Raw genomic sequence first — 15,244 nt, forward strand, 5'->3', positions numbered from 1 at the left:
AGTCTGGGGATAAAATCCAGCCATAGGGATAGTGGTGGTCAGGTCACCAACCGCAACTGTTGCCTTGGCGCCGCGGTGCCGGATGCCAGCGCGTCATAGGGATCGTCCGGTGAAAGCATCATGTCGACGACCTGACGCAGCAACTGGCGTCGCCCCCGCGCTGAGTAGTAGCCGCCTGGAATCTGGCTGGTTTCCAGCAGGTAGCGGCGATAATCGCGGTATGCACGGTTGTCGGGTCTGCTTGCCCCGGCAAAGAAAGCGGGCAGGGGTTGATCGCTTACAAATTCAGGTTTTGCAAAAACGGCTTTGCCAAAGACCTTGAGTGGAATACCGCGCCACAGCACCTGTTGTGCAGATGTTGAATTCACGGTGACCGCGCTTCGAGCGTCGTTCAGCAGTTGCGCAAGCTTCCCACCCCGCACAAAGTGAACCCGCCCTTGGAGACCAAGTTCCCGCGCCAGTGTTCGAATAGTCTTGCGTAGAGGCGTGCGACCGTCTTCCAAAGGATGCGCCTTGATAACAAGGTGATGGTGCGACAGGGCGCCTTCGGCAAAACCACGGATCACGAGATCCAGAAATTCTGGCATTGTGTTGAAGGGAGAGTGTTCTTGAAAGCTGCTGTCATGCTCAAGCTGGAGCAGTGCGATGTGATAGGGAAAGCCGCCATATCGGATGCGCAGAGTTGCTTGCATTCGGTCCAACGTCTGAACCGGCATCAAAAGCAATCGTTTGAGGTAGAGCTGAAATTCGCGTGTTACGCTTAGCGCGCGGTGGGGTTGGAAATTGCGATAACGTCCGTTTCGAAACATCACAAACCAATGATAGAGCGCGCCATAGAATATATGCTGGCGCATGTCGCCCCAAGTGCCGGGGGGCAAAGGGGCCTCCATATCTGACAAAGCCAATGCTTCCTGCATCTTGGTTACGGACATGTCCATCAGCCGCGAATGACCATTGGAACCACCGCGTTCGTAGGTGATCCAGTAGGGGCGCATGTAGCCTTCCTCGAAGACGTGTACGGTGACGCCGCACCGCTTGGCTTCGGCCACCGCCTGCGCGTGGATCGGGCGCACGTCGCCATAAAGGACGATATCGGTCACGCCTTTGTCAGCCAGCAATTCGGCAAACATGCTTGGCCAATCCGACGTTCTGCGGGTGAAGGGAATGTAGCTGTTTTTGTGAAACCAGAACGCCTGATCACCGGCATTGAACCCGACGCGCCAAACAGTCGCTCCTGCACGCCGCAGCATTGCGCCAAGACGATTGAAAAATGGCCCGTGCGGTCCCTGTAGAAACAGGAACACCCTGTCTTCGGGAGCGTGCAGTGTCATTTGGTCCCTGATACTCGGCAATGTCTTGATCTATGATGAACACCTGACTGGGGCAGATTTATGGCCCAATCGGCGAAATTCCGCAACGTGCCTGACACTTGCCCTTGCTGATGGGCAGAGTTACCTCGGGTCAGAACGGCAAGGAGAGCGATCATGTTCACGGGCATCGTCACCGATATTGGAACCATCACTGACCTGTGGCAGGAAGGTGACCTTCGTGTGCGCATCCAGACAGCATATGACACGTCCGGTATTGATATGGGGGCATCCATTGCTTCGGATGGTGTCTGTCTAACTGTCGTTGACCTTGGTCCTGACTGGTACGATGTGCAGGTCAGCGCCGAAACCGTCTCTAAAACCAATCTGTCGGGCTGGGCCGTTGGTCGCCGCGTGAATTTGGAAAGAGCGCTGCGCGTTGGCGATGAGCTGGGAGGGCACATTGTATCAGGGCATGTCGACGGCGTTGCCGAAGTGGTGTCCGTCGTTGACGACGGGGACAGCACGCGGGTGCAGCTGCGCGCTCCCGATGAACTGGCGCGTTTTATTGCGCCGAAAGGGTCCGTCGCGCTGAATGGCACGTCTCTGACGGTGAACGAGGTGCAAGGCGTCGTCTTTGGTATCAACTTCATTCCTCATACCAAGGACGTGACAACCTGGGGCGATGTGGCCGTCGGTGATGCAGTCAACCTGGAGATCGATACGTTGGCCCGTTACGTCGCGCGACTGGCCGAGGCCGGTTGATCCGGCGGACAGGCTACGCCTGACACCATCATTCCGCAGTCGACATGCGTGCTCGCATCACGACAGGTTGGGGTTCCTAAGTGAGCCAGGGCTTGAGGGACGGTTTTGCGCGAACGAACAGGCGCGCAGGAATTGTGCGCCGGGCAACACTGGCATTGCCGCGTCCGATCCTCTATGTCGCCCACAACGCTGCCACAGGTGACCCATGAGCTTTGAGACCCCAGGCCCGGTTGAGACTGATCTTGCCGCCGCCATTTCGCCCATCGAAGAGATTATTGAAGATGCGAAGTTGGGCCGGATGTTTATCCTGGTCGATCACGAGGACCGGGAAAACGAAGGTGATCTGGTGATCCCCGCCAATTTTGCTGATGCGGCGGCCGTGAACTTCATGGCGACCCACGGGCGTGGTTTGATTTGCGTGACTTTGCCTGCTGAACGTATCGACGACTTGGGCTTGCCGATGATGGCCATGCACAACTCCTCTCGCCATGAAACGGCCTTTACCGTGTCGGTCGAGGCGCGCGAAGGTGTCAGCACGGGCATTTCCGCAGGTGATCGTGCTTTAACAATTTCGACGCTTGTGAACCCGCAAGCCACCTCTGCCGACTTGGCGACCCCTGGCCACGTGTTTCCCTTGCGTGCGCGCAAGGGCGGTGTTTTGGTCCGCGCGGGCCATACGGAGGCGGGCTGTGATGTGTCGCGCCTGGCAGGGCACTATCCGTCGAGTGTCATTTGCGAGATCATGAACGAGGATGGCTCAATGGCGCGGTTGCCTGACCTCGTCGACTATGCGGCCAAGCACAAGCTCAAGATAGGTACGATTTCCGACCTCATCGCTTACCGTCGTCGCCACGACAACCTGGTGGTGGAAACGGACCGCCGCATGGTCACGTCCCAACACGGCGGTGATTGGGACATGCGCATCTTCACCGACCAGACCTATGGCATTGAACATGTCACGCTGTCCAAGGGGGATCTGACGACGGACGAACCCGTGTTGGTGCGCACCCACGCGTTGGCCGAAGTGACCGATATCCTGGGCCTTAGCGACAAACCGGTTGGTGAGTTGCCGCGTGCGATGGAGCTGATCGCGGCAGAGGGGCGGGGCGTTGTCTGCCTGTTCCGCGAGCCGCGCAAATCGCTCTTTACTGACGAAGAGGCAGGGCCGCGCATTGTGAAAAACACCGGACTCGGCGCGCAGATGCTGTCCAACATGGGTCTGTCACGTCTGGTCCTGCTGACAGACAGCCCGCGTACGACCTATATGGGCATCGACGCTTACGGACTTGAGATTGTCGGCACCCGCCCCATCCTCGGAGAGAAATGATGGCATCCATCGACCACCACGTGCTGGACCGCCCCAGCTTTGACGATCCAACCAAGTTGTTGATCGTCGTGTCCCCTTACTACAAGCAAATCGCGGAAAACCTCGTGGCTGGGGCAAAGACCGAGATCGAAGCCGCCGGCGCCACCTGGGATCTGGTCGAGATGCCCGGAGCGCTTGAAATTCCAACAGCTATTGGCATCGCCGAACGCCTTTCCAACTTCGATGGCTACGTGGCGTTGGGCTGCGTGATCCGTGGTGAAACCACGCACTACGAAACGGTCTGCAATGACAGTTCTCGCGCTATTCAACTTCTGGGCTTGCAGGGCCTTTGTATCGGCAACGGCATCCTGACGGTCGAGAACACCGAGCAGGCCGAGGTGCGCGCCGATCCTGCGGCTCAAAATAAAGGTGGTGGAGCTGCAGCAGCGGCCTTGCACCTGATCGCGCTCAGCCGTAAGTGGGGCCGCTCCAGCAAGGGGGTCGGGTTCAAACCGGCCACCGAGTATCAGCTGGCAGGCAAGACAGGATCCACCACCGCATGACCCTTTCGGGCAATCAGAAACGCAAGATGCGCTCGGCCGCGCGGCTATATGCTGTGCAAGCGCTGTTCCAGATGGAGCAGACGGCGCAGACCGTAGATCAGATCAAGGTCGAGTTTATGGACCATCGCTTTGGCGCGTCCTACGAAGGGGACGAGATGGCCGAGGGTGATCCTGACCACTTTGCCCGCGTCATGGATGATGCGGTAAACTATCAGGCCCCGATTGACCAAATGACCGACCGGGCTTTGGTTGCGAAATGGCCGATTGCGCGGATCGATCCAACGCTGCGGGCCCTGTTTCGCGCAGCGGGTGCCGAGCTGCGAGACTCAGGCACACCGCCAAAAGTGGTCATTGTTGAATATGTGGACGTCGCACGGGCCTTTTTTCCAAATGGGAAAGAGCCGAAATTTGTCAACGCAGTGCTTGACCATATGGCGCGAGAGGCTCGGCCAGAAGCATTCTGACGGTGGTTTTCGAATTCGAGTACTTTGACTGACAGGATGGTTTCCGTCTTTCGGTGACGTTCTGCTGTGTCCCGAACGGATTGTGGCTGGTTCAGTTTCGGGACGCGGGCGTTCGCAGTCTGACGTCTGCTCCATCGAGGCAAGTCCCTTTATTCGAATAAACACTCATTAGCATGTTGGCGTTGGCTGAAGTGGGCGCGGCATGTGTCGCACCGCGCGTCGCTTGAACTGTCACTTTGCAATCCCCAAGTCGACTTCGAGTGGAACACGCCTTCGAGTTGTATTGCTCGCGGGTGGTGCGCCCATCGCCTCTCAACCGCCCAAAGACGCAAAGGATGAATTTCATAATGGGTCGTGAATTTACCCTTTTCAGCAGCAAGGAAACAAAGAGCCGCAGCGACATAGCGACTTTCCTACACAGCCTCGCCGATCGCCTTGATACGGCAGAGGTGACCTTGCGGAAAGGTCAGGACGAGATCGTGCTAAACCTGCCCGACCAGATGACACTCGAGTTGAAGGTTGAGGACGAGGAGAAGCGAAACAAGGGCCTTCAACACAGCCTTGAGATCGAGCTGAAGTGGTTTGACAATGATGGGCCAACCGGGCCTGTCGAGTTGGGTTAGGGTGCCACATCAATCAGCGTTCTTTCGGGCGCATTTTACCAACTTGTTCTGATCTTGATATGGTGCTCACCCTTTTGATGGGCACCAGCCAGATTATGCTGTCTTGTCTTGCTGCCTGGATGCCGCATGATGTTACTCATTCGATGCGGTACCTGTGCTGTTTGCTGGACAATTTGCTTGCTTTGGCCGACAACGCGACCCGGACCTCAGTTTCGGAGCACCATGTCAGTTTTCCACATTTTGAAGATAGGTTGCAGTTCCCAGTTCAAGTGGGATGGGGCAAGCGGTCTGAACGGCATGAATCGAAACAATGCCAAACTGATGCGAGGGGCGGGATGACGGACATTCTGTTCAAAAACGCGAAGTTGGTGGACCCGGAGACTGACAAGGTGACGACCGGCGCCCTTATCGTGCGCGGCGGCAGCATCGCCGAAATACTGGCACAGGACGTTGATTTGACTGCAGATGCGTTCGCTGCGGCGAACTTCTCGCGAGTGGTCGACTGCGAGCGCAAACACCTTGCTCCTGGTATTGTGGATATCGGCGTTAAAGTGTGTGAGCCGGGAGAACGACATAAAGAGAGCTTTGGCTCTGCGGGGCTTGCGGCGGCGGCGGGCGGAGTCACCACGATGGTCACTCGTCCAGACACCGATCCGGTCATTGACAACCCGGAAACCCTGGAGTTTGTGATCCGCCGTGCCCGAGAAGCGGCACCCGTTCATGTGTTGCCCATGGCTGCCCTGACCAAAGGGCGGCAGGGACGTGAAATGACCGAGATCGGGTTCCTTTTGGATGCGGGCGCCGTTGCCTTTACCGACTGTGATCAGGTGGTCACCGACAGCAAGGTTTTTGCCCGCGCTTTGACCTATGCAAGATCACTGGGCGCGCTGGTGCTTGGGCATCCACAGGACCCGGGCCTAAGTTCTGGTGCGGCCGCCACGTCGGGGAAATTTGCATCGCTTCGGGGGCTACCTGCAGTATCACCAATGGCAGAGCGTATGGGGTTGGACCGTGACATAGCGATGGTGGAAATGACCGGCGCGCGCTATCACGCGGACCAAATCACTGTTGCCCGCGCGCTTCCGCCGCTTGAAAGGGCGAAAGGTAATGGTTTTGACATCACTGCGGGAACATCTATTCACCACCTCGCGCTGAATGCGCTCGACGTGTCTGACTACCGCACGTTCTTCAAGATCAAGCCCCCCTTGCGGGATGAGGAAGACCGGGTAGCGATCGCCGAAGCCGTTCGCACCGGCCTGATAGACATCATCAGCTCAATGCACACGCCGCAAGATGAAGAGAGCAAACGCCTGCCTTTCGAAGCGGCGGCATCTGGTGCGGTCGCTCTTGAGACATTGCTGCCTGCGGCGATGCGCCTGTTCCATGCTGATCAAATCGACCTGCCGACACTGTGGCGGGCAATGTCGCTGAACCCGGCCAAGCGCCTTGGCTTGGACTCTGGGCGGCTGGCCGTGGGCGCGCCGGCCGACCTCGTCCTGTTCGACCCACATGCGCCTTTTGTGATGGATCGTGCCACACTCCATTCGAAATCGCGCAATACCCCATTTGACGGGGCTAGGATGCAAGGTAAGGTTTTGGAAACCTTTGTCGCTGGACGATCCGTATACAAAAGAGACTGAATGCCCCTTCTTGAAAGTACGCAAGCCACGTTGGTCCTGTGGGCCGTGATTGGCTATCTTCTTGGATCGATCCCGTTTGGTATGGTCTTGGCGCGGGTGATGAACCTTGGAAATCTGCGCGAGATTGGATCAGGCAACATCGGCGCCACCAATGTTCTTCGGACCGGTAACAAGACCGCGGCTGCGCTGACCCTTTTGCTGGATGCGGGAAAGGGCGCACTGGCGCTGGTCCTGGCGCGCTTGATCACGGGGAGTGAAGATGCAGCCCAGATTGCCGGCCTCGCCGCGATGCTGGGGCACTGCTATCCGATCTGGTTGCGGTTCAAAGGCGGTAAGGGTGTCGCCACCTTTCTTGGCTTGTTGATTGCGCTGCATTGGCCGGTGGGTCTTGGAGCTTGCATCGCGTGGCTGGTCGGGGCTGGCCTATGGCGCATTTCCTCTATGGGCGCGTTGGTTGCCGCTGCGGCGTCGACATTCCTTATGATGTTTCTCGGCGGGCAGGACGGGCTGTTCCTTGGAGTTATCCTCACGCTTTTGGTGTTTTGGCGGCATCGGGAAAACATCCGCCGTATCAAAGCAGGTACAGAGCCGAAGATCGGTCAAAAAACACCGGGTCAGTAGTGCAAACAACAGCTCTCAGGTAACTGAGTTCCTCCGTCAGCTGGCAGCGCCAAGCAGTGCCGCATTCCCGCCGGAGGCGGTGGTATCTACACAAATGTGGCGTTCAACATGGACATGCGCTTTGTCAGGCTGTCCCGTGATCAACGGGATGATCGGTCCACTGCGTTTCGCGAGCGCTTTTTCCAGCGCGGTTCCTTGCTGCATATCAGTGCCCCACCAGAGTACCCCGCCATAGGCTGGACCATCGGTTAGCGCCTTGGGGTCAACTTGTCCTGTCGCTGGCACGGCAATGCCGCCCAAGGCTGTTACAGCTGCCATTTGCGCAGCCGTCGCCTCTGCGCCGGGGCCTGCGCAAAGCAACGCGGGTCGTGGCGAGCGGCTGTGCATATTGGATTCACCCGTTGGCCCAGGCAAAGCGGTGCTGTCCTGTACAGTATCTGAACCTGGCGGCAACGATGGGGGGGCGACCGTGCTAGGCCATGTGGTGCACGCCTGAACAGCTCTTTGCCCACGGAAACGCAGCAGATAATCCGGACCACCTGCCTTTGGTCCCGTGCCCGACAGACCATGCCCACCAAAAGGCTGACTGCCGACGATGGCACCGATCTGATTGCGATTTACGTAGATATTGCCTGCCGCGATACGGTCCGTAACATGTTGCACCCGATCATCAATGCGGGTGTGAAGGCCGAATGTCAGCCCATAGCCCGTGTCGTTGATCGCATCGATGATCGCGTCCAGATCAGTGGCGCTGTACGTCGCAATGTGCAGAACAGGGCCAAATACTTCGCGCTCAATATCCTTAATTCCGTTCACGCGGATCAGGGCGGGGGCCACGAAATGCCCGTGGTCCGGTGTTTCCAACTGATGCAACAGCCGCCCTTCCGCGCGCGCAGTGGCGATATGCGCATCTATGCTTGCTTGAGCCTCGGCATCGATGACAGGACCCACATCAGTTGCAAGGTGCCAAGGTGTACCAAGCTGCAGGGCGTCCATCGCCCCAATCAACATCTCAGTCAGGTGGGGCGCGATATCTTCTTGAACATAAAGGCATCGTAAGGCCGAACAGCGTTGCCCTGCTGATTGGAACGCGCTTTCAACGATGCTTCTCACGACCTGTTCCGGCAATGCGGTGCTGTCGACGATCATCGCGTTCAATCCGCCGGTTTCTGCAATCAACGGTGTGCCGGGTGCAGTATGATCGGCTAGGTTTGCCCGGATGCGCAATGCGGTTTCGGTCGAGCCCGTAAAGGCGACTCCATTGACGCTTGGATGGCTGGTCAGTGCTGCCCCAATGTCACCTGCGCCCAAAATCAGCTGTAACGCGGCGCGGGGAGCGCCAGCCTCGTGCAACAGTTCGACGGCCCGGTGTGCGACCAGCGATGTCTGTTCGGCCGGTTTGGCCAGGACCGCGTTTCCAGCTGCAAGCGCCGCCGCCACCTGGCCTGTGAAGATAGCCAAAGGAAAGTTCCAGGGGGAGATGCATACAAATTTACCCGCTGGGGCACCACCGTCCGCCTGTGTCGCATAGTAACGAAGAAAATCGACGGCCTCGCGCAATTCAGCCACGGCATCCGGCAGGGTTTTCCCCGCCTCTCGGGCGAGAAGCGCAAAGAGCTCACCGAACTGCGCCTCGTAAAGATCGGCGGCCACGTTCAGCACGCGGGCGCGTTCCGCAGCAGACGCAGGCCATGTCACCGCGTCCGCGATCGCTTGTGGCACCTGATCGGGCGTCGCCCAAGAGGCGCTTCCGACCACGTCCTGAGGGTCGGCAGGGTTCTTGATTGTCTGTCCAACACCGGTTCCCGCACTGACAGTCAATGTCTGTGCCGTCCACTGGTGCGCGGCAAAGCCCTTTCGTGCGGTTTCAATCCGCGACAGCGTAGGTGCATGTGTCAGGTCGAAGCCCTGTGAGTTTTGGCGCTCGGGTGCAAACAGCGAACGACCATCAGGGATTTTGATCACGCTATCTTCCAAGGCTTCGAACGGGTCCGCTGCCACCACTTCTGGCGGCACATCCTCGTCCACGATCTGGTTCACGAAGCTGGAATTGGCGCCATTCTCCAGCAGGCGTCGCACCAGATAAGCCAAGAGATCGCGATGCGCGCCCACCGGCGCATAAATCCGGCATCGTGTACCGTTTTCGCGCAGCACCATGTCGTGCAACGCTTCACCCATCCCGTGAAGACGTTGAAATTCGAAAGGTTGGTCATCGGCCATGTGGAGGATCGCCGCGACGGTATGGGCGTTGTGGGTTGCGAATTGCGGATAGATGCGGTCGGTTAGACCCAGCAGTTTGCGAGCATTGGCAATGTATGAAACGTCGGTTGCTGCCTTGCGCGTAAAAACGGGGAAACCTGCAACTCCCTCGACTTGCGCCCGTTTGATTTCAGTATCCCAGTAGGCGCCCTTGACCAGTCGGACCATCACTTTGCGGTCATACCGGACGGCCATCTTGTGGATTGCATCGATGGCGGAACCCGCACGCGGCCCATAGGCCTGTACCACCACACCGAACCCGTCCCAACCCGCAAGGGCCTCTTCGCGCAGGACCGCATCAATGACCTGCAGCGACAGCGACAATCGATCGGCTTCCTCGGCATCCACGTTCAGGCCCATTCCTGCGGAAGCCGCCAGAAGAGCAACTGATCGCAGACGCGGTACAAGCTCTCGCATAACGGCGCCCTCTTGAGCGCGTTCGTACCGGGGATGCAGGGCCGATAACTTGACCGAAATGCCGGCATTCTCGCGGATGTCGGCACTGTTACACGCACGAGCGATGGCAGAGATCGCCCGTGAATAGCTCAGGTGGTAACGCCGCGCATCGGCATCCGTCATAGCAGCCTCGCCAAGCATGTCATAGGAATAGGTGAAACCTTTGGCTTCCATTCCAGCAGCGCGATCCATTGCGCTGTTTATGTCTTCACCCAACACGAATTGCCGCCCCATCTCTTTCATCGCACGAGAGACGGCGACGCGGATCACTGGTTCGCCTAACCGTTTGATTGCGCCACGCAAATGGCCAATTGGCCCCGGTTGATCATCATCCAGTACACGGCCCGTCAACATGAGCGCCCAGGTTGATGCATTTACGAGTGACGACGTTGAATGACCCAAATGCTTGCCCCAGTTTGAAGGGGCAATCTTGTCTTCGATCAATGCGTCGATGGTATCGGCATCGGGCACACGCAACAGGGCTTCGGCCAAGCACATAAGTGCGATACCCTCATCTGTCGACAAGCCGTATTCGGCCAGGAATGTCTCCATCAACCCAGGTGTATCTTCACTGCGGATGGCATTGACCAAACCGGCGGCGTTTTCGCAAATTGATTTTCGATCCTCGGCAGACAGGTTGACCGTTTGGATCAGGTCCGCAAGGACGGCGTCTGGATCTGCATACATATCCGCGTCAAGCTGAGTGGCCAGTTCACGGTTCACTTCTTGTACCATGGCGCTTTCCTTTTCCATTTAGGTAAGTGTAACATCCTGTGAGCGGTTAAAATGATTGAAATTGATAGCAATGGCAGGACAAATGACGGGTTTGAGCTCAGCTTTAAGAGCGAAGGAACCAAAGGCACTGGACAAGCTGGATCAATCGATTCTGACAGCCCTTGCCGAGGATGGGAGGATCAGTATCACCGATCTTGCGATACGGATCGGTCTGTCCAAATCTCCGACACAGGCGCGGCTGCGGCGGTTGGAAAAAGACGGGATCATAATGGGGTATCGCGCGCTGCTTGACCCGATCTCCTTGGGACTTGATCATGTCGCGTTTGTTGAAGTGCGCCTGAGCGACACCCGAGAGGCAGCACTGCGTGCGTTCAATTCAGCCGTTCAGCAAATTCCGGAAATTGAGCAAGCCCACATGATTGCCAGTCATTTCGACTATCTCTTGAAGGTCCGCACCCGCAGCATGGCCCAGTACCGCCAGTTCCTTGGGGATGTGATTTCAAGCCTTCCGCATGTGGCATCGACCTCAACCTATGTGGCGATGGAGGCCGTCAAGGAGGTCATGCTGCCCGGGCTTGACTAACGTGTGGCTTGACCAGTGAGATCGCAGCATCATTCTTGACGTCATGAGATACGTGATTTTGTCCCTTCTTTTGTCCACGCCCGCATGGGCGGACAATTGTCCGCCAGCGCCGGATATTTCAGTCGAACTGCAAGCGCTGATCGGCGATGCGAACGCTGCGCCGGATGAACGCAACGGACGGGTTGCGTCCGACCAGATGTGGCAATTGTGGCTGCGTGCGCCCGATGAAGCTGCACAAGAAATTCTGGATCGTGGGATGCGCCAACGCAGCAGTTTCGACTTTGCTGGTGCCTATGACAGTTTTGATGCGCTTGTGACGTACTGTCCGGACTACGCCGAAGGATACAATCAACGCGCATTCATCAGTTTCCTGCGGGAGGACTTTACCGCTGCGCTAGTTGATCTGGATCGGGCGCTGGACCTGTCTCCTGATCATGTAGGTGCACAGTCTGGACGTGCGTTGGCGCTGATGAACCTTGGACGACGGGACGAAGCGCGGACGCAGCTTGAGAAGGCACTCGCTAACAATCCGTGGCTGTCCGAACGTCACTTGCTGGCCGATGGCGCTCCACTCGGCCCGGGAGGGCAGAAACTGTAGCTCTCATAGCCCGGCTGGTATGTGAAGAATGCCGAATTGTTTCAGTGAGATGTAAGCATTTCGCAGCGGTTGAGCATCGTACAAGCTGTGCCGGAATTTTGCGCCAAACCACCGTGGTCAAAGCTAAGAATCTATGGCAACGTCCTGACCAGATGCGGACGTGGTGGAATCGGTAGACACAAGAGACTTAAACCATGTTTTGAGTGCCCCGAGGGAAACCTCGGGAGTAGAACTGCTCAAATTCGGGGAAAGCTAACGACCACACTGGTCCATGCCAATCCCGAGCCAAGCCGACGAGGTGGGTGATTTCGTCGGAAGGTGTAGAGACTAGACGGGCAGCACCTAAGACCGGGCAACCGGAGAGGGTGAAGGGATAGTCCAGACCACAAACGGCGCGATAGCGTCGGCGGCGAAAGCCGTAGCAGGTAAGAAAATCTCTCGATCGTATGATCGTGCGGGTTCGAGTCCCGCCGTCCGCACCAGCACTCAGTCCTTGGCCTTTACATCAGGTAGACGGTGTCACGACGCTGGGTTGCCTTCATGCATGTGAAAGTGCCGTTCCACCCCTGTTCCCATGTGCTTCTTCAAATTTTCATAAGTTGGATGCGGCGTCGATACGACGATTTTTGGCTGTGTTAAGTCAGCAGTAATTGCATTGGCCTAAGGACATGGCTCAGCTCATGTCGCTGCAACACGTGTTGCTGCGCACAACGTCGAGGGTCATGCCATGCAAGTTACCGGTCGCAATTTGCCTGTTCTGCCTCGCCTGAACACTTTGATGGCGAAAGCAGTTTTGATGACGGCGTTGGTCACGCTATCGGTTCTTGCCGCAATGGTGTCCTTTGACTACTCAGCGCAGCGCAGCCTCCTCCATTCCGAATTGGAGGCCCGTGCGCAAAACGTCACTGAACTTCTTGCCATGCAAATGGGCGGGTCCATCAAGTTTGCAAATGATGTCGCCGTTTCCGAGATAACCGAAAGTGTTATTGCTGCCGCCGAGCCCGAAGTGCAGGGCGCAATGGTTGTCGCCTCGGATGGAAGACAAATGTTTGCGAGTTCTGGAATGGATGACCAGGCACTGGAGGCGCAGTCTCTTGCGGTGAACGCGATTGAGACGGGACAGGTGTCGGCAGCAGAGAGCGGATTGATGGTCGCATATCCGGTGATGTTCGGCCCGGAAGCAACTGTTGCCGGGGCGGTTGTCACAACCTGGGACGATGCGCAGATGATCGCCTTACTCGCGCGCAATCAGATCATGGCCATGGCTGTAGCAGCGGCGGTTTTCATTTTCGCGATGGCGCTGATCATTACATACACATGGTACGACGTGTCACGCCCATTGAACGGGCTTGCCGACGCCATGTCCGCAATTGCACGAAAAGAATACCAAACCGATGTGAGCGGAACCAAGCGTGGTGATGAAATCGGAAACATGGCGCGACGTTTGGACGGGTTCAGGCTGGCATTGGCCAAAGCGACGAAAGGCCAACGCGAAAGTGCATTCAAGGGCGCAGCTTTTGAAGGGTCCACAGCCGCGATGATGATGGTGGACGAAACCCACCAGATCATCTTCGTCAACCCGTCCTGCGCTGCGCTGTTGAACAGCCTGTTGCCGGATCTTGAAACGTTGTGGCCTGGGGTTCGGTGCGACGCCTGGATTGGGTCCAATTTGAGCGACATGAAAGACGTCGTGGGACTGCTCGACGTTTTGAGTCACCCGGACGGTCCTCAAGACAACAGTATGGTTCTACGGATCGGTGAACAGCATGTGCGTATCAATCTGAGCCAAACGAAGGATCATATGGGGCGAACCATCGGTGCCGTTGTTGAATGGTCGGATCAGACCACTGCGCATCGCGATGCAGCCCTGCTGGCGGGAATTGACAGCACGCAGATGCGCATTGAATTCGACAATGTTGGCCAATGCTCTGATGTGAACCAGGTCGCCGCACGGCGTTTGGGTTTCGAACCGTCTGCTTTGACAAATGTAACGCTGGGCAACTTGTTCGCTGCCGACCAGCCTGATCCGAAAATCCCTGGCGATGTTCTCTCTGCGTTGCGGAAAGGACAAAACTTACACGGTAAAATACATCTCCTGTCTCACAGTGGCCAACGCCTGGTCATTGATGGCGGTTTCGTCTGTGTCCGTACGGAAGGTGCTGAGATTGAACGCTGCATCTTGATTGGTACGGATGTGACCGACGCCGAGATGGAAGTGCAGGATGCGCGAGATCACCAAGCAAAAATTGCGCGTGAGCAGGCCGTGGTTGTCATGGCCTTGGGGCAAGGGTTGCAGGGGTTGTCTGAAGGCAACTTAACCACCGAACTGACAGACCCGTTTCCGGAGGACTATGAGAAACTGCGGCTGGATTTCAACGGCGCACTGATCAGTTTGCGCAATGCGATGGCGACAGTGATGCACAACGTGAACTCCATTCGCAGTGAAACAACCGAGATCACAAGTGCGGCCGATGACCTGTCTCGTCGCACAGAACGACAAGCGGCCACCCTGGAAGAGACAGCAGCAGCGTTGGATGAACTCACCTCTTCCGTGCGATCCGCTGCCGAAGGTGCAGATGCGGCAAGCAAAACGTCAGAGCATGCAAAGCGCAACGCGCAGCAGGGCGGCGACATCGCACGCCAGGCGGTGAGTGCCATGGACGGTATCAAAACATCGTCTCAAGAAATTTCCAAGATCACTTCAGTGATCGACGACATAGCGTTCCAAACAAACCTGCTGGCGCTCAATGCAGGCGTCGAAGCCGCCCGCGCCGGAGAGGCAGGTCGCGGATTTGCAGTTGTTGCGACCGAGGTGCGCGCTCTGGCTCAACGATCCTCAGATGCGGCACGGGAAATCAATACGCTCATCTCTACCAGCGCTGAACAGGTTCAACACGGCGTCGAACTGGTTGATCGCACGGGGACTGCCCTCTCGTCCATCGTATCTTCCGTGGCTGACATCTCCGAACGGATGATTGAGATCGCGACATCTGCCCGCCAACAATCCGCGGGTTTGAATGAGATCAACGCGGCCGTGAACGAACTTGACCAAGTCACGCAGCAGAATGCCGCAATGTTTGAGGAAACGACTGCAGCCAGCCATGCTTTGACGGGCGAAGCTGACACACTTGCGGACGCCGTCGCGCAATTCAGAATTGGATCGGAGCGGCACCGGGACAAGCAGTCTTCGGTCACCTGCAACGTCCCGTCAGAGGCAAATCCGGCGCTGGCCGTGAATGGTGCCCTTGCGATTGAGTTTCCGAAGCATGACGTGTCTGATCCAACAGGATGGGAAGAGTTTTAGTCCGTTGCGTTTGCTGTGGA

At 57.2% G+C, this 15,244-nt stretch carries 12 protein-coding genes; 10 read left to right on the top strand and 2 right to left on the bottom strand.

What is annotated here, in order from left to right:
• Nucleotides 1-38 precede the first annotated feature (38 nt).
• The gene (locus tag IE087_RS10720) at nt 39-1,331 is read right to left on the bottom strand and encodes a capsule polysaccharide biogenesis protein (protein ID WP_189369350.1); all 1,293 of its coding nucleotides are present in this window, start codon (nt 1,329-1,331) and stop codon (nt 39-41) included.
• A gap of 153 nt (nt 1,332-1,484) precedes the next feature.
• Between IE087_RS10720 and IE087_RS10725 the strand changes: the two genes are divergently transcribed.
• From IE087_RS10725 to plsY, 7 genes are all read left to right on the top strand, one after another.
• On the top strand, nt 1,485-2,072 hold the full coding sequence (locus IE087_RS10725; protein WP_189369351.1) for a riboflavin synthase: 588 nt from the start codon (nt 1,485-1,487) through the stop codon (nt 2,070-2,072).
• A gap of 205 nt (nt 2,073-2,277) precedes the next feature.
• On the top strand, nt 2,278-3,399 hold the full coding sequence (ribB, locus tag IE087_RS10730) for a 3,4-dihydroxy-2-butanone-4-phosphate synthase (RefSeq protein ID WP_189369352.1): 1,122 nt from the start codon (nt 2,278-2,280) through the stop codon (nt 3,397-3,399).
• Complete coding sequence (locus tag IE087_RS10735) at nt 3,396-3,941, top strand: 6,7-dimethyl-8-ribityllumazine synthase (RefSeq protein ID WP_373296505.1); 546 nt, start codon at nt 3,396-3,398, stop codon at nt 3,939-3,941. Before ribB ends, IE087_RS10735 begins: the two co-directional genes overlap by 4 nt.
• A complete protein-coding gene (nusB, locus tag IE087_RS10740) occupies nt 3,938-4,405 on the top strand; it encodes a transcription antitermination factor NusB (protein ID WP_189369354.1) in 468 nt (155 codons plus the stop codon). Before IE087_RS10735 ends, nusB begins: the two co-directional genes overlap by 4 nt.
• 335 nt (nt 4,406-4,740) lie before the next feature.
• Entirely contained in the window at nt 4,741-5,028 is a 288-nt protein-coding gene (locus tag IE087_RS10745; RefSeq protein ID WP_229801349.1) for an amphi-Trp domain-containing protein, read from the top strand.
• Between the two features lie 335 nt (nt 5,029-5,363).
• Entirely contained in the window at nt 5,364-6,668 is a 1,305-nt protein-coding gene (pyrC, locus tag IE087_RS10750) for a dihydroorotase (RefSeq protein ID WP_189369355.1), read from the top strand.
• Nucleotides 6,669-7,289 (top strand): glycerol-3-phosphate 1-O-acyltransferase PlsY, encoded by a 621-nt coding sequence (gene plsY, locus IE087_RS10755; protein ID WP_189369356.1) that lies wholly within the window; start codon nt 6,669-6,671, stop codon nt 7,287-7,289. It begins immediately after the preceding gene.
• A gap of 36 nt (nt 7,290-7,325) precedes the next feature.
• Here the strand turns inward: plsY and putA are convergent, their stop codons facing one another.
• Entirely contained in the window at nt 7,326-10,739 is a 3,414-nt protein-coding gene (gene putA, locus IE087_RS10760; RefSeq protein ID WP_189369960.1) for a bifunctional proline dehydrogenase/L-glutamate gamma-semialdehyde dehydrogenase PutA, read from the bottom strand.
• Between the two features lie 82 nt (nt 10,740-10,821).
• Between putA and IE087_RS10765 the strand changes: the two genes are divergently transcribed.
• The 3 genes from IE087_RS10765 (at nt 10,822) to IE087_RS10775 (ending at nt 15,224) form a co-directional block, all read left to right on the top strand.
• Nucleotides 10,822-11,322, top strand: a complete 501-nt coding sequence (locus IE087_RS10765; protein ID WP_189369357.1) for an Lrp/AsnC family transcriptional regulator — start codon at nt 10,822-10,824, stop codon at nt 11,320-11,322.
• 43 nt (nt 11,323-11,365) lie between these two features.
• Nucleotides 11,366-11,920 carry a tetratricopeptide repeat protein gene (locus tag IE087_RS10770; RefSeq protein WP_189369358.1) on the top strand — a complete coding sequence of 185 codons (555 nt, stop codon included), beginning with the start codon at nt 11,366-11,368 and terminating at the stop codon, nt 11,918-11,920.
• 778 nt (nt 11,921-12,698) lie between these two features.
• Complete coding sequence (locus IE087_RS10775) at nt 12,699-15,224, top strand: methyl-accepting chemotaxis protein (protein WP_189369359.1); 2,526 nt, start codon at nt 12,699-12,701, stop codon at nt 15,222-15,224.
• The last annotated feature ends 20 nt before the right edge of the window (nt 15,225-15,244 follow it).

This window comes from Tateyamaria omphalii, from assembly GCF_014651375.1.
Taxonomy (GTDB): Bacteria; Pseudomonadota; Alphaproteobacteria; order Rhodobacterales; family Rhodobacteraceae; genus Tateyamaria; species Tateyamaria omphalii.

Excerpts from the sequence above, each read along its gene's own strand:
- IE087_RS10725 (WP_189369351.1), top strand. The coding sequence starts at position 1,485 with ATGTTCACGGGCATCGTCACCGATATTGGAACCATCACTGACCTGTGG.
- putA (WP_189369960.1), bottom strand. The coding sequence starts at position 10,739 with ATGGTACAAGAAGTGAACCGTGAACTGGCCACTCAGCTTGACGCGGAT.
- pyrC (WP_189369355.1), top strand. The coding sequence starts at position 5,364 with ATGACGGACATTCTGTTCAAAAACGCGAAGTTGGTGGACCCGGAGACT.
- IE087_RS10765 (WP_189369357.1), top strand. The coding sequence starts at position 10,822 with ATGACGGGTTTGAGCTCAGCTTTAAGAGCGAAGGAACCAAAGGCACTG.
- IE087_RS10735 (WP_373296505.1), top strand. The coding sequence starts at position 3,396 with ATGATGGCATCCATCGACCACCACGTGCTGGACCGCCCCAGCTTTGAC.
- plsY (WP_189369356.1), top strand. The coding sequence starts at position 6,669 with ATGCCCCTTCTTGAAAGTACGCAAGCCACGTTGGTCCTGTGGGCCGTG.
- IE087_RS10775 (WP_189369359.1), top strand. The coding sequence starts at position 12,699 with ATGGCGAAAGCAGTTTTGATGACGGCGTTGGTCACGCTATCGGTTCTT.
- ribB (WP_189369352.1), top strand. The coding sequence starts at position 2,278 with ATGAGCTTTGAGACCCCAGGCCCGGTTGAGACTGATCTTGCCGCCGCC.
- IE087_RS10720 (WP_189369350.1), bottom strand. The coding sequence starts at position 1,331 with ATGACACTGCACGCTCCCGAAGACAGGGTGTTCCTGTTTCTACAGGGA.
- nusB (WP_189369354.1), top strand. The coding sequence starts at position 3,938 with ATGACCCTTTCGGGCAATCAGAAACGCAAGATGCGCTCGGCCGCGCGG.
- IE087_RS10770 (WP_189369358.1), top strand. The coding sequence starts at position 11,366 with ATGAGATACGTGATTTTGTCCCTTCTTTTGTCCACGCCCGCATGGGCG.
- IE087_RS10745 (WP_229801349.1), top strand. The coding sequence starts at position 4,741 with ATGAATTTCATAATGGGTCGTGAATTTACCCTTTTCAGCAGCAAGGAA.